Source organism: Vibrio sp. Hep-1b-8, assembly GCF_006124995.1.
Classification (GTDB): Bacteria; Pseudomonadota; Gammaproteobacteria; order Enterobacterales; family Vibrionaceae; genus Vibrio.
The window spans coordinates 33824-53757 of the sequence record NZ_QEWN01000009.1 but is presented as its reverse complement, the minus strand read 5'-3'; the positions used below and the strand labels follow the sequence as shown (position 1 = coordinate 53757).

The window sequence follows — 19934 nt, the reverse complement described above, 5'->3', positions numbered from 1 at the left end:
TTTATGGTGCTAAGCGGTCAATATGCCACTCTTGAGCTTGTTTTGAAAACAAGAAGCGATCGTGAAGGCGATGCTCACCGCCCTGCCAAAATTCGATACTTTGCGGCTTAATTCGAAATCCGCCCCAGAAACTCGGTACAGGGATTTCGCCTTTTTCAAACTTTTGTTTGAGCTCTAGAAACTTACCTTCTAACACGCCACGAGCACTAATACGGCTACTTTGCTTACTGGCGATTGCCGCCAACTGACTTGCCTTGGGACGAGAAGAGAAGTACTTCATGTTTTCGACAGCAGATAGCTTTTCAGCCACACCCGTAATATGCACTTGACGCTCAAGAGGATGCCAAGGGAAATGCAGGCTAACTTTTGCGTTCGCTTCAATCTGCTGGGCTTTACGGCTACCAAGGTTGGTATAAAAAACGAAACCATCTTGATTGATATCTTTTAGTAGCACAATTCGTTGGAAAGGTTGCCCTGATGCATCCACCGTTGCGACCGTCATTGCCGTTGGGTCAGTCAGCTTAGCGTCGATCGCTTGCTGAAGCCATAAATCGAATTGGGCAATCGGATCCGCTAGCAAGTCTTTTCTACGCAAGCCACCTTTGGTGTACTCACGGCGAATATCTTCAAGTTCCATCTTTTCTCCTTGGCGAAATTTTTTGTCGATTGTGCGCCCTTAATTACAAGAACTCAAGCCTAGCGCGATGGATAACGCTACACTCTATACAAACTAGCTATTAAAACATCGCTATATATCAATTAGAGGAACAAAACTGACAGCAAATCCTTAACATTTTAGGCAATGAATAATAAAATCAATTAAATAACACCATTTTACAAGGATCACCAATGAGTAAGAGTAGTTACAACAAGCTTACTCCTGACGAGCTGGATTACGTTGACGATAAAACAGCCGCTCTATTGCTAAATACGCCAAGCAGCGCTCGTATCATGCTGTGGGTAATGGTGGTCTTTTTCGTGTTTGCCATTCTATGGGCATCATGGGCAGAGATCGATAAAGTGACCGTCGGTCAAGGCAAAGTTGTGCCATCATCCCAGGTTCAGGTCGTACAAAACCTTGAAGGAGGTCTGGTAAAAGAGATCTTGGTTCGCGAAGGACAAACGGTTGAGAAAGGTCAGCAGCTACTGCTTATCGATGATACTCGATTCCGCTCAGACTACCGTGAACGAGAGCAACAGGTTGCCAACTTAACCGCAAGCGTTCTGCAACTTTCAGCCTCGATCACCAGTGTCGATATCGATGAGGAGTTCAACGAAAATAATTGGCAAAAAAACGTCCAATTGAATTTTAATAAACTTGCTTTCCCACCCACTTTAAGTGAACTGCAACCAGACTTGGTTGCACGTCAGCGCGCTGAATATCGCCAAGATCTTAATAATCTTCGTAACCAAATCTCACTGATTGACCAACAGGTAAAGCAGAAACAACAGGATCTGGTTGAAATTCAGGCACGAATTGTAAACCTGCGTGAAAGCTACCGCTTTGCAAAAAAAGAGCTGGAAATTACCCAGCCTCTCGCGGATGAAGGGGTTGTACCGCGTATTGAGTTGCTCAAGCTTCAACGCCAAGTCAACGATACTCAACGTGAGTTAACTTCAAGTGAGCTAAAAATGCCGGTGCTTAAATCAGCGATTCGAGAAGCGATGTTGAGCCGCATCGACGCTGCGCAGAAGTTCCGCTCTGAGCAACAAGAAAAACTCAACCAAGCACAAGACAAGTTATCGTCGATGACGGAGTCAACGGTTGGACTTGAAGATAGAGTAAACCGTACAGTCGTGACCTCACCTGTCACAGGTACAGTAAAAACACTCAACGTCAATACCGTAGGTGGCGTTATTCAACCAGGTATGGATATTGTTGAAATTGTCCCGAGCGAAGATACCTTGCTGGTTGAAGCAAAGATTGCTCCCCAAGATATTGCGTTTCTACGTCCAGAGTTACACACCATCGTTAAGTTTAGTGCGTATGATTTCACTAAATACGGTGGTCTAGAAGGCACCTTGGAACACATCAGTGCAGATACCACCACTGATGAAGAGGGCAACAGCTTTTATCTGGTTCGTATTCGCACTAAAGAAACCAGTCTTGACAAAGATAACACCTTGCCAATCATACCTGGTATGACGGCTTCGGTAGACATTATCACTGGTAAACGCACCATCCTTGAATATCTGCTCAAGCCGATACTCAGCGCCCAAAACAACGCGCTAAAGGAATAGATGTATGGTCAATTACGTAGGGATGCACGCTTGAAAGCTCGCTTCATATTGAAGTCAGCATTAGTAGTCACACTACTTTTGCTGGCATCAACCACCTCGTTTGCTCTTAACACTCAAGAGCAACGTTGGATTGATGCTGTGCGTAAAACTTACGGCGAGCGCGCAGGGAGACGTGTTGAGACATGGCGCAACGAGATGTCTCAATACAAATCGCTGTCTGAGCGTCAGAAACTGACTAAGGTCAACAATTTCTTCAACCAACTCAATTTTGTCAATGACATTAACTTGTGGGGACAAAATGATTATTGGGCAACACCCCTCGAATTTCTTGGCAGTAATGCGGGGGATTGTGAAGACTTTACCATCGCTAAATATTTCTCCCTGCTAGAACTTGGCGTTTCCGACAAAAAATTACGCTTAGTGTACGTAAAAGCTATCGAACTGAATCAATTCCATATGGTGCTCGCCTACTACTCAAAGCCAAGTGCAGAGCCCATACTGTTAGACAATATCAACCCAGAAATAAAACCAGCTTCAACGCGACGAGATCTGTTACCTATCTACAGTTTTAACGGTAAGAACTTGTGGTTAATGAAGTCGAAAAACGGACAACTCGCGGGGGAATCATCGAGGTTAAGCCTATGGAATGACCTACGTGCTCGCGAGAAATCGCTCAAACTTAATAAACCCATAGTTAACTATGATGAGTAGGCAATATGACGTTATATAAACAACTTGTCGCGGGCATGATTGCGGTGATTTTGATGTTATTGATTTCGGTGTTTATCATCGAATTCAACACAACACGAAGTAACCTCATTCAACAACAACGCTCTGAGGTGAACAACACCATCAATACCGTGGGGTTGGCTTTAGCGCCCTATTTGGAAGACAAGGACCAAGTGGCCGTTGAATCAGTAATCAATGCGCTTTTCGATGGCAGTAGCTATTCGATTGTGCGCCTGATCTTCCTAGACACTGGCGATGAAATACTCCGTTCATATCCGATCAAACCAAACAATGTGCCTAAGTGGTTCACTAACCTTAACTTGTTTGAGAAGATCCATGATCGTCGGGTCGTGACCAGTGGTTGGATGCAACTTGCCGAAGTTGAGATTGTGAGTCACCCTGGGGAAGCCTACACCCAGCTATGGCTTGCATTTGAGCGTCTAGTGATTGCATTCTGTATCATCATGCTCATTGGCTTGTTCTCTATCTCATTCATCCTCAAGCGTGCGCTGCGTCCTCTTCAACTTATCGTCAATAAGATGGAACAGGTTGCTAAAAACCAGTTTGGCGAGCCGCTACCAAGACCTGCAACCCAAGATCTCATCTATGTTGTCGATGGTATCAACAGCATGTCGGCACAACTTGAAAAGTCCTTCCAAGCTCAAGCAAAAGAAGCACAACAACTGCGTGAACGCGCCTATATCGACCCTGTTTCACAACTGGGTAACCGCGCATACTACATGAGCCAACTTAATTCTTGGATTGGTGAAGGCGGTATTGGTGGTGTGGCGATTTTAGAAGCGAGTTTTATCCGCGAATTGTATGATGACAAAGGCTACGAAGCAGGTGATGGCATGGTTCGTGAGTTAGCCGATCATCTTAAAGTTTCTCTCTCTTCACCAAACGTGACACTCGCGCGTATCTCTACGGAAGAGTTTGGTTTCATCTTACCGAATACCGAAGAACCCGATCTCAAACTCATCGCAGAAAGTATCGTTACTTATGTCCAAGATATTAATGCCGACCCAACTGGTATGGCTACGTCTAACTTGGCGTTAGGTGTTGTTTACAACAAAGCCTCCACCAGCTCGTCTGAATTGTTAACCATGCTCGACAACGCTCTGGCCAATGCAAAATCAAATCCAGAGCTGAGCTATGGTTACGTCACAGGCGAACGCAGTGAAGGGCTGATGGGTAAACAGCAGTGGAAAAACTTGGTGGAAGAGGCCATCAGCAACGATTGGTTCAGTTTCCGCTTCCAGGCCGCTAATGACAGCTGGGGTAAGGCTTACCACCGAGAAGTGTTCTCTGCGATTGAGAAAGATGGCGAGCGATACAGTGCAAACCAATACCTTTTCGCTCTTGAACAGCTTAACGCCAGTCATCTGTTCGATGAGTACGTTATCGAATCTATTGTCAAAAGACTTGAATCTGGAGAGTTTGAAGAGCCGATTGCCATCAACATTGCACAGAGCAGCATTTCACAACCAAGCTTTATTCGCTGGGTAACGCAACTGCTTAACAAGCACAATTCTATCGCGTCATTACTGCACTTTGAGATTCCAGAAAACTGCTTTATCAACTCTCCGCACCATACGGCGCTATTCTGTAATGCCGTCCGTGCTGCTGGCGCAGATTTTGGTGTTGACAACTATGGACGTAATTTCCAATCATTGGATTACATCAATGAATTCCGTCCAGCTTATGTGAAGCTTGATTACTTGTACACGCATCACCTTGATGATGAGAAACAGAAGTTCACTCTGACTTCGATCTCTAGAACCGCCCATAACTTGGGCATTAAGACGATTGCATCGCGTGTCGAAACTCAGACGCAGCTGGATTTCTTATCAGAACACTTTATTGAAGTCTTCCAAGGCTTTATCGTAGATAAATAACAATATAAAGGTATAGCATGCAGGATCCGCTATTAAACTCGCTTATCTACGTCAGTCGATACTACGGTTTAGCAAACTCTCCAGAGGCACTCATCAATGGCTTACCGCTTTCAGACGGTAAGCTAACCCCTTTTCTTTTCCCACGTTCCGCTGAACGCGCAGGCTTAGTGGCGAAAGAAAACCGATCGGCATTGACCGACATATCTCAATTAGTCCTTCCGGTAGTGTTGATACTCAAAAGTGGCGATGCTTGTGTATTGAACAGCATCAATGACGATAGGAGTGAAGCCGAAATCGTAACCGGAGCGTCAGGCTTGGTACCCATTTCGATTCCACTCAAGGAACTGGAAGAGCTCTACATAGGACGCTACTTTCTGGTCAAAAAGCAGTTCCGCTATGACGAACGCTCCCCTGAAGTACTCAAGGCGCGTGAAGGGCACTGGTTTTGGGGAACGATCTGGCAATCGAAAAAGATCTATCGCGATGTACTTATCGCCTCGATTCTGATCAACTTATTCGCCATCGCCGCGCCAATGTTTACTCGTTTGGTCTACGACAAAGTCGTGCCTAACCTAGCGTTTGAAACCCTGTGGGTTTTGGCCAGCGGTATCTTTGTCATCTTCTTGTTTGACTTAACCCTCAAGTTACTGCGCAGCTACTTTATTGATGTAGCCGGTAAGAAATCCGACATACTGATCTCCTCGAAACTATTCAGCAAGGTAATGGGAATTCGAATGGAAGCTCGTCCGGCTTCTGTCGGTGCCTTCGCCCGACATTTGCAGGAGTTTGAATCGATTCGTGAGTTCTTTACTTCGGCGACTATAGGCTCTTTGATTGACCTGCCTTTCGCGATTCTGTTCCTGATCTTGATCTGGCTGATGGCAGGTAACTTGGTGATCGTGCCTATCGTCGGTGTATTAATTCTGGTTATTTACTCACTACTGATCCAAGGTCCGCTTCGACACACCATCGAAGAGGGCTCACGCTTAGCGTCGCAGAAGTATGCCAACCTGATTGAGAGCTTGTCTGGCCTAGAAACAGTCAAACTGTTTGGTGCACAAAGCCAGTTCCAGTTCCGCTGGGAAGAAGCAGTGGCTCACATGGCGAACTGGAACATTAAGAGCCGCAGAATCACAGATGGGATTCAAAATACCGCAGGCTTCGTTCAGCAAGCTTCTAACGTCGGGATGATTATACTGGGTGTTTACTTGATCGCAGAAGGAGACCTTACAATGGGTGGCCTAATTGCGGCGACTATGCTCAGTGGCCGAGCAATTGGTCCTATGGTTCAACTGTCTCTGCTATCGACCCGCTACAACCAAGCAAAATCGTCAATGACCATCATCGAGCAGGTGATGTCGATGCCAGATGAGCAAGAAGAAGGCAAACGCTACATCCACCGCCCAATTGTGCATGGCAAGATTGAACTGGATAAGGTGACGTTCCACTATCCAGATTCACCGATAGCCTCTATCCGTGATTTAAGTTTGACCATCAACCCAGGTGAAAAAGTCGCCGTTATTGGTCGAATTGGTTCCGGTAAGACGACGCTAGAGCGATTGATCATGGGGCTTTACAAGCCGACCGAAGGTCATGTACGTATCGATGACACCGATATTGATCAGCTGCACCATATTGATATTCGCCGTAACATTGGCTGCGTGCCGCAAGACAGTCAATTGTTCTATGGCAGTATCCGCGATAACATTACGCTTGGCCGTCCACTCGCCGATGACCGTGATGTTCTCGATGCAGCGAACCGTGCTGGTGTTACCGTGTTTACTCAGCAGGACCCTGCCGGTTTAGAGAGACAAGTCGGTGAAGGGGGTATGTTGCTATCTGGCGGTCAACGTCAGGCAGTCGCCATTGCCCGTTCACTGCTCGGTCGTCCTCCAGTATTGCTGATGGATGAGCCTACCAGTGCGATGGATAACCGCTCAGAAATGCACATTAAGCAGCAACTAGCCCAACTTAAGGCGAGTGAAACCTTGATTTTAATTACCCACAAGACGTCGATGCTCGATGTGGTTGACCGCGTCATTGTGATGGAAAAAGGCTGTATCATTGCAGACGGTCCGAAATCGGAAGTTCTTAACAATCTGAAGCAAGGTAAAGTGAGAGCCGTCAACTAGTTAGTTGTTTTGGCTAAATTTACAACATTAAAAGCCATTCGGAACCGAATGGCTTTTCATTTAAATAACTATTGATCTAAGTTATTGTGCAGAGCAGTCAGCGATACCGACTTGTTTCCACACTCCCCATTGTCCGGAGTTCAATGGGTTCTCTCCAATGTTTGCATACCATTTGTTTTCCCATACATAACCTTCCCATACTACCTGAGTACCTGAGTTTGGATAAGGAATGGTGGCATCCCACAAGTTGTCACACTGACCACCAGTGCCCGTTGAGGCTGCGACAACAACCGTACTTGATGCCGCCGTCGTAGCCTGACCATCACTAACCGACACAGTGAATATCAATGAAGTATCCTGACTATACTCTGGCACAACAAAACTCACTGACGCTCCGTTGATCGTCGCCTCGAGACCCGCCGGGATTTGCCAGCTGTAAGTAAGAGGATCGTTATCTGCATCTGTTGCTGAGGCGGTGATTTGCACCACATCACCCTGACTTGCATTAGCAGGTGCCGAAACTTCTACTACAGGAGCGTGGTTTTCAACTGGCTGATCGGCTGGATTAACAGTGACATTGACGGTATCAGTGGCGACCGCACCCTCGTTGTCAGTAACGCTCAATTGGAATGAAAGTGTTTCCGCTTGAGTTACTTCAACAACATCGAAGCTTGCTAAAGCTGAGGCCGCTCCGCTCAGGCTGACAGACGTACCCGCCGTCTGTGTCCACTGGTAACTAACGATGCTGCCATCACTATCACTAGAAGCACTGCCATCAAGTGTCACACTGGCAGGGCCAACAACCGTAACATCCGCTCCGGCGCGAGCAATTGGATTGCGATTATCAGGCGTTACACTACCGTCAGCCAGACCCTCATGCATTGCGTTTAAGATATCACCATTATCTGCATCCAGTTCCCAAGAGAAAAGACCAGCAAGACCAAGTTGACGTACATAGTTACCTTTAGCAATCACAGAACGCGAATCATCAAAAGTAATTAATTTGCCAGTACTTGGGTTCCATACCCACGGTGCTTGTGCTTGATCATCATAACCATACTGGAAGCCATTAATGCCTGTATTATCCGCACCCAGCATGTAAGACTTAATGCCTTTGTAATCAATCACACCCGCTTCCCAGACACCTTGAGCAGTAGTGCCTGTCAGAGGACCACTACCTGTACCTGTCATTGGGTCAGTTGGATCGGACAAGGTATCCGGAGTCACACCGTCCCAGCCACGGCCATACATCGCCGCACCCAGCACAAGTTTGTTCGCTGGAACACCCTGCGCCAACAGAGCCTGAATACCATTGTCTGCCGTGTATGCCGGACCTTTGTATGCTTCACCATTCTCATCAGCACCGCTACCATCACACTGGCCCGGGCGCATAAATGTGCCACAGTAAAGCGCCGTCTGATGTCCTGGAACATTGTTCCAACCACCATAGAAGTCATAGGTCATGGCAAAGATGTAATCCATGTATTGAATTGCATTGCCATAATCGACATCTTCAATCTTATCGTAGCCAACACCAATCGCAGACGTTAGTTCATAAGTGCGTCCAGTCTCCGCTTCGAGATCATCAAGCATAACGCGCAGTTCCTGCATCAAAGCGATATAAGCAGGACCATCATTAACTGGGTCACCTAAATCCGCAGCGGCACCGCCACCACCCGGGAATTCCCAGTCAATATCAACGCCATCATAGAACTTCCATGTCTTCAGGAATCGTTTTACAGAGGCGACAAAAGTGTCTCGATTGGCTTTGGTGGTAAAGTCGAAAAATGGGTCAGAAAGTGTCCAGCCACCAATTGAAGGTATGATTTTAAGATCTGGATTACGCTGTTTAAGCGCCATTAACATACCGTAGTTGCCTTTGATTGGCGTACTGTACTCATGGCCTGCCTGAGTGAAGCTTTTCTGATAAGCAGCCCATGGGTCGTGAATGACAACTTCATAGTCAGACATTCCCTGACAAGCGGTAGTAAGCGCTTGGAAACTATTTCCGCCTACCGCTTTCAGTGACTCATTCGGGCCACAAATTGGGATAAATCCGTAAAGAATGTGAGTAAGGTTATCCGCTGGAATATTATCTACGGTGAAGTCTCGACCATAAATACCCCACTCTACAAAGTAAGTACCTACGACGGTATTAGGGTCGGTATTATAAGACTTGTTATTGGCATCAATGTTCATCTGCAATGGAGCTAAATGAGCGCCATCAGTATCAGCAATAACGATCTCTTCAGGGTCACTGGTGCTACAGACTGTAGCGTCACATGCTTCAACGGTAAGCTGGTAACGACCAGCTTGGCTATAGGTGAAACTAGCAACGGTTTGTGCGCCATTAATCGGGCCAGTCGCGACTTGCTGACCATCAAAGTAGATCTTATACGTGTCACCGGTAACACTGCTACTCCACTGGTTAAACTGAATAGCGATGTCGACCAGTTCGCTATATTGGACCATCTGGTCATAGCCAGAAGTGGTTTCCATTGCTAATTGAATTTTCGAAAACTGAAGATCATTCGAACCATTTTTATCCACTATCGGCACTGCAGGCGCCGCCACTGCTATGCCCGACATCGCCAATACGATACTCGCGGCACACAAAGTTATACGATTCATACCTAATTTCTCTCATTCCTTGTTTGTCGACTCTAAAATTAGAGTTCAATCTGCTCCCCACAAAACAGAGAACATCCCGACAAGTATTTAAGAAACTTCCGTCATTTAGGTATGACGATAACTACGACTTTCGAGTGAAAGTCAGAAATTAACAATTTGTTATCATGTTATTACATCTCAAATAAGACATTGTCCCAAAAACCAACAGTTAGCATTAAGTATTATAGTGATAGATCTGTTAGATAATTTCCAGGCTATAAATCTATTTATCAATAACAAAGAGATACATAAAACTGCCGCACTCAAAGAGTACGGCAGTTATTTAGTAGCAAAATTTGCAAGAATTTACGGACTATTTCGACTTAAACCGCGCCGTGAAATGACGAAGAACAGGCGGTTCATATTCAAAAGTAAGCCCTTTTAGCTCATGTGCACGCTCTTTTAACTCGATAATCGCATCCGCAATGTAATCCATATGATCGTTGGTGTAGACGCGGCGCGGAATCGTCAAACGCATTAGCTCGAGCTCCGATGCTTTCTGTTCACCAGTAGCAGGATCACGACCTAACAATAATGAACCAATCTCGACAGCTCGAATTCCGGCTTCTAGATATAAAGCATTACACAGTACCTGAGCTGGAAACTCATCTGCTGGGATATGTGGAAGAATCTTCGCAGCGTCGACAAAGACTGCATGTCCACCCGTTGGGTACTGGATAGGGATACCTGCCTCTCTTAGTCGTTCACCCAAATAGGCGACTTGACTGATACGATAGTGAAGATAGTCCTCATCAGCACCTTCATACAGACCACGAGCTAAGGCCTCCATATCACGTCCCGCCATACCGCCATAAGTAACGAACCCTTCCATTGGAACACAGCGGGTACGCACGGCCTGAAACAACTCTTCATGATCTCGGATACAACACAGACCACCGATATTCACCATTGGATCTTTTTTCGCAGACATCGTCAGCATGTCGCCGTACTGGTACATTTCGCGAATGATTTCTAACATCGACTTATCTTGATATCCCGCTTCTCGTTGCTTTATAAAATAAGCATTCTCACAGTAGCGTGCGGAATCGATCACCACTGGAATATCATTCTTTGCCGCAATCTCATAGACAGCACGCATGTTTGCCATCGAGACAGGTTGACCACCCGAGCTGTTGCACGTAACCGTAGTGATGATGGCACAGATGTTTTCAGCGCCATATTCAGCAATAGCGGATTGGAGCTTGTCGAGATCAAAGTTACCTTTCCAATCATATGGCGTAGCGGTGTCAAAGGCATGTTTATCAACCACGTTGATTGCCTTGCCACCGTTCAACTCAATATGACCCGCCGTTGTATCAAAGTGATAATTAGAGATAAAAACCGGATCTTTACCGCCACGTACGGCTTTCATACGTTCGATCAGCGCCGGAAATAGAATCTGTTCAGCACCACGCCCTTGGTGGGCAGGAACGGTAAGCTTATAGCCAAAGAAATGTTCCACAGCGGCACAAAGATTGTAGTAGTTACGGCTACCAGCATACGATTCGTCCCCCATCATGAGACCGGCCCACTGATTATCACTCATGGCACCGGTTCCAGAGTCGGTTAACAGGTCGATATAGACGTCATCACTTCTAAGCAAAAATGGATTTAATCCCGCTTCGTTCAACGCTTTAACACGATCGTCATAAGTCGTCATTTTGATCGGTTCAACCATTTTGATACGGAAAGGTTCTGGGATACGTTTCATTGTGAATTTCCTTTAGATAGATCTGTTCGATTCGCGATGTCATGTCGCGAATGAGTTTAGTTAAGATGTATTTAATTAGGCGCGAGCGCACCTGAGGGAATTAACGAAACGTTGACTCTTTATTGAGTAAAGATAGGGTGTAGTCAATGTTATACCATGACGACAACACTAGTCTGTTGTCTAACATATTTGTATATGCCACAGCATCATCCTCCTGATTCATTGAACACTTCATTGAGTATAGCGGAAACAAAACACCAGTTACCGTGAAACATAGCTCAAATTTATCACTCGCAACGCGCACTCATATAAGTGACATTACGCTTTGATGAATTTTTCAAACTTCTCACATTTGTTTGTTGAAATCATTGAGTGAGCTAGGCACTCTCTTAAACAATAAATGCCTGTTTACTAGGAAACAAAAATGAAAATTAGAACAACACTACTTGCCGCTGCAACGCTAGGTATCAGCGCTACTGCTGCTGCGGATGTCACAATCGCTATTCCAGACACCATTGATGTTTTGGTGGTTAACGACAGTAAACCCGATGTCTCCGGCAGTATTTTTTCGGCCACCAAGACCCTGACCCTACCCGATGGTGAAAACCAAATTTTGTTCAAGTACCAGCCCTATTTCGATCAAGGCAAAGACCGCATCATTCTAGAAAGCGATCCCATCATTGGTACCTTTACCGCAAGTGAGACTCAGCTCGAGTTTGACTTACCTAAATATCGCAACGAGCACGACGGCGCGAAGCAAATTCGTAACCTTGAATGGGCATTGATCGATACCAGTGGGCAAGCGATCGAAATGAAGCAAGACAAACTGGTGAAAGATGGTATGCAGATTGGGCGCAACCATCAAATTGAACTGGCGGATTACAACCGAAGAGGCGGAGTTGCGGCAGTTTCAACTACCGCAGTGGTTGCCGTCACTCTTCCAGCTAAACTGGATCAGAAAAACGTTCAAGTTGGAGACAATACCGCTGAAGAGATGCTCCATTTTTGGTACAGCAAGGCCGACGCGGAGACTCAAGCTCGCTTCAAAGCCTTTATCAACAAGCAGTAATTTCATCTGTGCCAGCGGCTATGCGACCACTGGCTCATCGTAAGACAGCCCAATTGAGATTCGGTAACACTCTGCGGCGTTTGCGACCAAGCAGCCAAACACTTGCTTATCTAACTTTCCTTTATCAACTAAGTCACCAATAATGCTGATTGCATTCTCCAGCGGCAAACCTGCTCGATAGGGTCTCGACTGAGTGAGTGCTTGAAAAACGTCTGCAACCGCAACCAGTCGGCTAGGGCCATCTAAGCTTTCGGCTGTCAGTCCTAGAGGATAACCTGACCCATCAAGTCTCTCATGGTGGTTAGAGGCCCACTGAATCACTTTCGAGTTAGTAAACATACTTTGTAACGCATGCCTAGAGTCCGTAGCATGGCGCTTAATACACGCATACTCCTCATCAGTCAGTGCACTCGGTTTATGCAAGATAGAGCTTGGCGTTTTAAGCTTGCCAATATCGTGAATCAGACCAGCGAGATAAAGCGTTCGACTAGTTTGGTTGGAGTACCCCAATTTTCGAGCCATAAACTCGGTCAGCTGGGCTACGTGTAACGAATGCTGATAGGTGAACGAACTCTTCGCATCAACAATCTGAGCATATAGCAATCACCTTTTAAGTCTGTTAGTTTAGACCGAAACAAATATGCAAATGAGACACTATGTTTAGCCAAAAAATCGATGACGATATTTCCATCGCCCTTGTCCAAGAATCGTTCGCACCACAGTACACATCTTTGATTCAAGAACAGATAGACTATCTGTCACAATGGTTGGCATGGCCTCAGCACTGCAATAGTGAGCAAGATTTTCGCCTATTTGTTCAACGAGCGTTGCACGAGTATGCAGATGGAAAATCTATGACCTGTGCGATTTTCTATCGGGGAGAACTGGTTGGAAACTGCAGTTTCAACAGCATCAATTCCGATACGCTATGTGCTGAAGTTGGCTATTGGCTATCTCAGTACCATCAAGGCAAAGGAATCATGACTCGAGTCGTCACATTCCTGATTACATATGCGTTTGAGCAACTACAGCTAGAGAAAGTACAACTTTCTGCCGCAGTAGATAACCGAGCCAGTCGACAGGTGGCTGAAAGGGTCGGAATGACGTTAGAAGGAATCCTGACTAATCAGGAAAAAATTGGATCACGTATTCTCGATCACGCCATCTATGGTATCAAGAACTGTCAAGCTCGCTAGGCTTGATAATGAGCACATTTTTACTCGTTATCTCATAGATTTATGGCGTTATGTGCTAGCATTGCACTCGCTATAAATCCTAGAGATGGACATCATGCCTACCATTGCAAAGTTACTGCTAATCATTGCCGCTCTTGGTGGCGGGTTCTTTGCCAGTGACCTAATTTCTTGGTTCCAATCGACTAAACAATCAATTTCTCTTGATCAATACTGTTTACTAACAACCAACAGCTGCCAACATAACGAAGTGGCGATATATGTCGACAAAGATACCAGTCAGCCATTAGTCCCAACCCAAATCGATGTTACTTGGCCGCAATCCGACAGTGAATATCTTCTCTTGTCCCTGCAAGGGTATGAAATGGACATGGGAACCGTGGTCTTCAAGCTGGATAAAACCCCACAAGGTGGCTTTTCTGGTCAGATAATCCTGCCTGTTTGCACAACCGAGGCAATGACTTGGTATGGTACGGTCAGCGATAGCAAAGAATCAATAAAAACCTCAATAAGGATGGAACGATGAGTCGTAATTGGTCGTTAATTTTAGTCGTCGCATTTGTGCTCGGTTTAGGGCTAAAAAGCTACCTTGATCAACAACCTAAATCAGCGTCAGTAGAACAATCTGATTCGAAGGTGGTGTTATTTGGAGAAAATAATCAGCCTGTTGACCTGTTCGACAGCCAGGATTCACGTATACGCGTTGTTTACTTTGGCTTCACTCGCTGTCCTGACGTTTGTCCAACTTCGCTTGCCATGTTAGCGGGGGCGTTAAACCAAGTCGATGACGAGGTGAAAAAACAGTTTCGGCCAATATTTATTTCCCTTGATCCGGAGCGTGATGCCGCCTCTGATTCTTACAAGTACGCTCAATATTTCCACCCGATGATCGAGGGGGTATCTGCGCCACTTGAAGTAACGACACCGCTTGCCCATAAATATGGCGTTATTTTTCGCAAGACCGAGTTAGAAAACTCGCAGTTGAAATACACGCTCGATCACAGCTCTTATTTCTATTTCCTAAAACCAGATGGCACATTGATTACCAAAGTGCCACACACACTGACACCAGCTCCGCTGGTCGAAACCTTTAAAACTGTTATCTCAGAAGGATAGTTGAATGAAACTTAAAGCCCTCTTACTAGCAACATTGGTTCTAAGCCCACTGGCTCACGCTAAAATGGACATCATGGCACATCACGCTTATGCTCGCGCGACGCCACCAACAGCCGTTACGAGCGCCGTGTTTGGTGAATTTATGAACAGAGGTGAACAAGAGCGCTATATTGTCTCTGCCACAACCGAAGCGGCAGGCAAGGTTGAACTTCACGATGTGATTAAAGAGGGTGAAGTCATGAAAATGCGTCAGATTGACCGCATTACCATCCCTGCGAAAGGAAAAGTTGAGTTAAAACCGGGTAGCTTGCACATCATGTTATTCGATCTCAAACAGCCACTAGCGGAAAATCAAGAAATCGACGTCCAACTCACGTTCGCGAATGGTGAACAATACACGTTCACCGCACCAGTGAAAAAAGTCATGAGCGGAATGCAACACAAGCACTAAAAATAGTGACGAACAGAGGTGGGCATTCGCCCTCCTCTTTTGCTAGAATTGCACAAAACTGAAACAGTTCCATAGGAGGATACGATGATTGTACTAACAACCCACCCGGCAGGAACGGCGAAGCTTGGTTAATTAAAACTCCCCTTCCCTTCTCATTGCCCGGTGTATATCAAACCGGGGTCTTAGACCCTAGCAAATCTAATTAATAGATACAGATTTTCTGTAAGCTTGGGGCATATATGAATACCAAAGCACAACCAGCAATGTCATTAACGACACTTGGCTGGAACAATCTTTTTCAGCAACAGTTAACACTTGAAGATATCGAACACCAACGAATCGCCGCTCGAGTCATTGAGCACCATCGAAGCGGATATAAGTTGCTGTGTGAGTCAGGCGAAATCAACTTAGAAATTCACAAGTCTCTACCTTCCATGACGGTAGGTGATTGGGTTTTGCTCGATGTTGACTCGCGATTCGTCCGTCTGTTAGAGCGTCAGTCGCTCTTTCAACGCAAAGCGGCCGGCAGTAAAGTTTCTGAACAACTCATTGCCGCAAATGTGACGTCGCTGTTTATTGTTTGCTCATTGAATGATGACTTTAACCTCAGCCGGATCGAACGATACTTGGCTATCGCACATGAAGCAGAGGTAGAGCCTGTTATCGTCTTGACGAAAGCAGACCTAACCGAGCAACTCGATGAGAAAAAAACACAAGTTCAAAAGCTAGACCCTCTGCTAATGGTAGAGTCAGTCAATGCATTGGACTATCAACAGTGTCAACGTCTTCTTGCTTGGTGTAACAGCGGTAAAACCGTCGCGTTTATGGGCTCTTCAGGGGTCGGCAAGTCAACCTTAGTCAACAGTTTATTGCAGCAACAGGCGCAACAAACGGGTGGAATCAGGGAGAGTGATAGTAAAGGGCGCCATACGACAACCAGTCGTTCGTTGCATTTCATGCCAAGTGGTGCGGTTCTGATCGACACTCCAGGAATGCGTGAGCTTCAACTGGTGGACTGTGCAGAAGGCGTCGCTGAAACATTTTCTGACGTCGAGTCGCTGGTAGCTCAATGCCGTTTCTCCGATTGTCAGCATCAAGAAGAACCAGGTTGTCGGGTACGAGAAGCAATCGAATCAGGTCAGTTAGAGCAACGAAGGCTCAACAACTACCTTAAGTTGTTACGCGAACAGCAACATAATAGTGCGACTATCGCTGAAAAACGTGCCTCTTATAAACAGCAAACCAAATACTATAAGAGAGTACAAAACGCTCATCGTGACCAAAAACACGGTAGTGGATATTAAACAATCAAGGGGGCATTAGCCCCCTTTTTGTTATTTACCAAATCAACACACATATAAAACATAAAATTCACATAAAGCGAATAAAATTAATTTTTCATGCTACTTTTCAATTAATCCTAGACACATTATTTCAAGCCGCTAATATTAACAGCTCAGTTGCGATAACTGAGATTACTATAAATTCATAAAACTATTCATTGCAGGGATAACTATGCAACACAACTCTCTCATTGCGCGCTTTGCTCGTGGCAATCTGGTTTTGCAGATCCTAGCTGGCATCATCCTTGGTGTTGGTCTAGCGACTGTATCTCCAGAGCATGCGAAAAGTGTCGGTTTACTCGGAAGCCTGTTTGTTGGTGCACTAAAAGCAGTTGCGCCTATTCTCGTTTTTATTTTGGTGGCTGCTTCGATCGCTAACCAAAAGAAAAACCAACACACGTATATGCGTCCTATCGTGGTTCTTTACCTTTTCGGTACATTAACAGCAGCTCTAACCGCTGTTGTACTGAGTTTCCTCTTTCCAACCACGCTAACGCTTGTATCAGGTGCTGAAGGAGCTACTCCTCCACAAGGCATCGCTGAAGTACTCAATACTCTGCTGTTTAAGCTAGTTGACAACCCAGTTAACGCTCTGATGAGTGCAAACTACATTGGTATCCTGGCATGGGCTGTAGGTCTTGGCCTGGCGCTTCACCACGCATCAGGTACAACTAAAGCGGTATTTGAAGACCTTAGCCACGGTGTATCACAAATCGTACGCTTTATTATTCGTCTGGCGCCATTCGGTATCTTTGGTCTGGTAGCTTCTACACTGGCAACCACAGGCTTCGAAGCGCTCGCTGGTTATGCGCAGCTTCTGGTGGTACTGTTAAGTTCAATGGCGATAATCGCACTAGTCGTTAACCCGCTAATCGTGCTGTTTAAAACCGGTGAAAACCCATACCCATTGGTTCTGCAATGTATCCGTGAAAGTGGCGTAACAGCCTTCTTCACTCGCTCAAGCGCAGCAAACATTCCAGTCAACATGGCGCTATGTGAAAAGCTTAAGCTTGATGAAGATACTTACTCAGTTTCTATTCCTCTTGGCGCTACCATCAACATGGCGGGTGCCGCGATTACTATCACAACTCTGACTCTGGCGGCGGTTCACACCTTAGGTATTGAAGTGGATCTACTTACTGCACTGCTACTGAGTGTGGTAGCGGCAGTTTCTGCATGTGGTGCTTCTGGTGTTGCTGGTGGCTCATTACTGCTTATCCCATTAGCATGTGGCCTGTTTGGTATTCCAAATGAGATTGCGATGCAGGTGGTAGCGGTTGGCTTCATCATTGGTGTTGTTCAAGATTCAGCAGAAACAGCGCTAAACAGCTCAACTGACGTCGTCTTTACCGCTGCGGTATGTAAATCAAAGCAGAAACAAGAACTTAAATAAGTTCAGCGTTGACCCAAACCAGTAAATTACCACCTTCTAAAGAAGGTGGCTTTGTGTGAGCCCCCTAAAAGGGGGCCTTTGTTTAGTCCAGCGCTAATTGTTGCTGTTCCACGCGCTCTTTCTTCTCCTGATGTCTTACATAACGTCGAATGATTTCTTCATTAATTCCTACACTATCGACAAAATAGCCCCTTTGCCAAAAGTGATTACCCCAAAGCTTATTTTTCCTCAAATATGGAAACTTACTGAAGAGCTTTAAGGCTATTTTGCCTTTCAATACGCCCATCAACTTGGATATTGATAGCTTGGGTGGAACCTTTACGACTAAGTGCACGTGGTCAACTTGGACGTTCAGCTCAACAACTTCCCATCCAAGTTGATTACAGTAAACATTTATACACCGATAAACTTCTTTGCCTACATTGTTCTTCAAGATCCTAAATCTGTATTTTGGCGTCCACACTATGTGATATTGACATCTCCAAAATACGTGGGAAGCTTGATTGTATCTACTCATGTTATTTGTCCTCTTTGACTTCGCTAAAAATCAAGGGAGCATTTAACATGGGTAGAACTACAGGCAAAGCCTCACTGAATGATAACCACCTACTGAAGTAGGTGGTTTAGGGCTGAAAATAAAAATGGCCTCTTGATGAGGCCATTTTTTATTGTTTATCCATTGGGGACTGCGAGTAGTCGATTCGATTATCTTGCTCATCAGCCTGCGGCGTTTCCTCTACGTTAAGTGACTCAGGTTTCGCCACCGTGTCATTGGATTCTAACGTAGATAGAATCGGAGCCGAGCCCTGTTCATTAATCGGAATCGCTCGTTTATACAGTTTGTTTAGCGCTTTGATAATAGAGTGTTTGTTTACTTTATTCTCTCGAATCTTCTTAATCATAGGTTTAGCAAGACTCTGTAGACCAACAACAGTATCGACACCTATGTTCAGCGCCACCTGATCACGCAACGCTCGCGCTGGATCATGACCAAGCTGGCTAGCAAGGAACAACCAAATATAAGCAATCGCATTGCCATTTGGTCGTTGATCCATCCAGGTTTCCCCAGCCTTATACATGGCTTCCAGATAACCTTTTTCAGCCGCTCGCTCCAACCAATAGCAACCTAGATTGAAATTGCTTGGTACACCGTGACCATGAATGTAGTTGGTGCCCAGTTTCATTCGACCTTCATTACTTTTAAGATCGGTCGCTCGGCGATAATAGTCAGTTGAACGTGACGGACTTTTCTGTGGGTTGTTATCCGAAAGACACCAATCACCCAAAAACAGGAGCGATGGAATATGGTTTTGCTGTGCTGCGGATTCCAAAAGCTCTATCGCTTTTGGTGGATTCACTTCAGTACCACGACCATAAAACAGCGCCTGCGCCATTTCAAACTTATGCGGTAAGCTACCTTCAATAGCCGCAATGGATGTCTGCCAGAACTTAGATTGCTCTTTTAAGATAACATCTTGCTTCATCTTATTACTGATACGTACTACGCCGTACATACCGGTAACATTATCTAGTTTTGCCGCTTTGGTGTACCAATAGATCGCTTCTTTTGGACGAGTTCTTTCAGCCTCTTTAGCCAGATAGAGAATCGTAGGAATATGACCGCCTTCGGCCTTCATAATCCGCTCTTCATGTTCCTGTTTACGATTCTTTTCAATCGCTTTTCGGTAAGCGATTTCTCGCTCTTTACGTTCTTGCTCTAAGCGCTTCTTACGGATGGACAAAGCCAGCATCCACATAAACATGCCTAGTAACAGAAGCCCGGTCGCACCAATCGCGATCCCAATAATATTCATCTGGTCTTCTTAAATATCTTTATATTTCTATTAATCACTGTATCGACAGCGTTCTCAATTGTTTGAGCTTCAACATCATACCTTAATAACATTACACTAGCATAAGTAACCTCTACGCTAAGCGTTTCATTTACATCACAACGTGACGTACATCGCCATTATTTAGGTGGCTAA

Annotated in this window: 16 protein-coding genes and 1 pseudogene; 11 read left to right on the top strand and 6 right to left on the bottom strand. The window is 45.4% G+C overall.

The window, feature by feature from the left end; genetic code table 11:
• Position 1 precedes the first annotated feature (1 nt).
• On the bottom strand, positions 2-637 hold the full coding sequence (gene pdxH / locus DA100_RS03365) for a pyridoxamine 5'-phosphate oxidase (protein WP_138970874.1): 636 nt from the start codon (positions 635-637) through the stop codon (positions 2-4).
• A 212-nt stretch (positions 638-849) separates the two neighbouring features.
• Between pdxH and DA100_RS03360 the strand changes: the two genes are divergently transcribed.
• Genes DA100_RS03360 through DA100_RS03345 form a run of 4 tightly spaced genes read left to right on the top strand, consistent with a single transcriptional unit; the run spans position 850 to position 7000 of the window.
• On the top strand, positions 850-2241 hold the full coding sequence (locus DA100_RS03360) for an HlyD family type I secretion periplasmic adaptor subunit (protein WP_138970873.1): 1392 nt from the start codon (positions 850-852) through the stop codon (positions 2239-2241).
• 48 nt (positions 2242-2289) lie between these two features.
• Positions 2290-2952 carry a transglutaminase-like cysteine peptidase gene (locus tag DA100_RS03355; RefSeq protein WP_138970887.1) on the top strand — a complete coding sequence of 221 codons (663 nt, stop codon included), beginning with the start codon at positions 2290-2292 and terminating at the stop codon, positions 2950-2952.
• A gap of 5 nt (positions 2953-2957) precedes the next feature.
• Complete coding sequence (locus DA100_RS03350; protein ID WP_138970872.1) at positions 2958-4868, top strand: EAL domain-containing protein; 1911 nt, start codon at positions 2958-2960, stop codon at positions 4866-4868.
• A gap of 17 nt (positions 4869-4885) precedes the next feature.
• The gene (locus tag DA100_RS03345; RefSeq protein WP_138970871.1) at positions 4886-7000 is read left to right on the top strand and encodes a type I secretion system permease/ATPase; all 2115 of its coding nucleotides are present in this window, start codon (positions 4886-4888) and stop codon (positions 6998-7000) included.
• Positions 7001-7081: 81 nt separating this feature from the next.
• Here the strand turns inward: DA100_RS03345 and DA100_RS03340 are convergent, their stop codons facing one another.
• Together DA100_RS03340 and DA100_RS03335 are read right to left on the bottom strand one after the other, a co-directional pair.
• Positions 7082-9631 carry a glycosyl hydrolase family 18 protein gene (locus DA100_RS03340; protein WP_138970870.1) on the bottom strand — a complete coding sequence of 850 codons (2550 nt, stop codon included), beginning with the start codon at positions 9629-9631 and terminating at the stop codon, positions 7082-7084.
• A gap of 352 nt (positions 9632-9983) precedes the next feature.
• The gene (locus DA100_RS03335; protein WP_138970869.1) at positions 9984-11381 is read right to left on the bottom strand and encodes a tryptophanase; all 1398 of its coding nucleotides are present in this window, start codon (positions 11379-11381) and stop codon (positions 9984-9986) included.
• 424 nt (positions 11382-11805) lie between these two features.
• Between DA100_RS03335 and DA100_RS03330 the strand changes: the two genes are divergently transcribed.
• Positions 11806-12450 (top strand): DUF2057 family protein, encoded by a 645-nt coding sequence (locus DA100_RS03330; protein WP_138970868.1) that lies wholly within the window; start codon positions 11806-11808, stop codon positions 12448-12450.
• A gap of 18 nt (positions 12451-12468) precedes the next feature.
• Here the strand turns inward: DA100_RS03330 and DA100_RS03325 are convergent.
• Positions 12469-13044 (bottom strand): annotated as a pseudogene (locus DA100_RS03325) (HD-GYP domain-containing protein); the annotation flags it as partial.
• 62 nt (positions 13045-13106) lie between these two features.
• On the opposite strand from DA100_RS03325, the gene DA100_RS03320 reads away from it, so the two are divergent.
• The 6 genes from DA100_RS03320 to sstT all read left to right on the top strand — a co-directional run bounded on the left by DA100_RS03320 (position 13107) and on the right by sstT (position 17946).
• The gene (locus DA100_RS03320; protein ID WP_138970867.1) at positions 13107-13646 is read left to right on the top strand and encodes a GNAT family N-acetyltransferase; all 540 of its coding nucleotides are present in this window, start codon (positions 13107-13109) and stop codon (positions 13644-13646) included.
• A 94-nt stretch (positions 13647-13740) separates the two neighbouring features.
• Entirely contained in the window at positions 13741-14169 is a 429-nt protein-coding gene (locus DA100_RS03315) for a hypothetical protein (protein ID WP_138970866.1), read from the top strand.
• On the top strand, positions 14166-14759 hold the full coding sequence (locus DA100_RS03310; protein ID WP_138970865.1) for an SCO family protein: 594 nt from the start codon (positions 14166-14168) through the stop codon (positions 14757-14759). The genes DA100_RS03315 and DA100_RS03310 overlap by 4 nt, the downstream gene beginning before the upstream one ends.
• 4 nt (positions 14760-14763) lie before the next feature.
• Positions 14764-15210, top strand: coding sequence for a copper chaperone PCu(A)C (locus DA100_RS03305; RefSeq protein WP_138970864.1), 447 nt, complete (start codon positions 14764-14766; stop codon positions 15208-15210).
• A gap of 239 nt (positions 15211-15449) precedes the next feature.
• Positions 15450-16514, top strand: coding sequence for a ribosome small subunit-dependent GTPase A (rsgA, locus tag DA100_RS03300; RefSeq protein ID WP_138970863.1), 1065 nt, complete (start codon positions 15450-15452; stop codon positions 16512-16514).
• Positions 16515-16725: 211 nt separating this feature from the next.
• Positions 16726-17946 carry a serine/threonine transporter SstT gene (gene sstT / locus DA100_RS03295; RefSeq protein WP_138970862.1) on the top strand — a complete coding sequence of 407 codons (1221 nt, stop codon included), beginning with the start codon at positions 16726-16728 and terminating at the stop codon, positions 17944-17946.
• Positions 17947-18028: 82 nt separating this feature from the next.
• Here the strand turns inward: sstT and tnpA are convergent, their stop codons facing one another.
• Together tnpA and DA100_RS03285 are read right to left on the bottom strand one after the other, a co-directional pair.
• The gene (gene tnpA, locus DA100_RS03290) at positions 18029-18463 is read right to left on the bottom strand and encodes an IS200/IS605 family transposase (protein WP_138970335.1); all 435 of its coding nucleotides are present in this window, start codon (positions 18461-18463) and stop codon (positions 18029-18031) included.
• A 148-nt stretch (positions 18464-18611) separates the two neighbouring features.
• Entirely contained in the window at positions 18612-19760 is a 1149-nt protein-coding gene (locus tag DA100_RS03285) for a tetratricopeptide repeat protein (protein ID WP_138970861.1), read from the bottom strand.
• Positions 19761-19934: the final 174 nt, after the last annotated feature.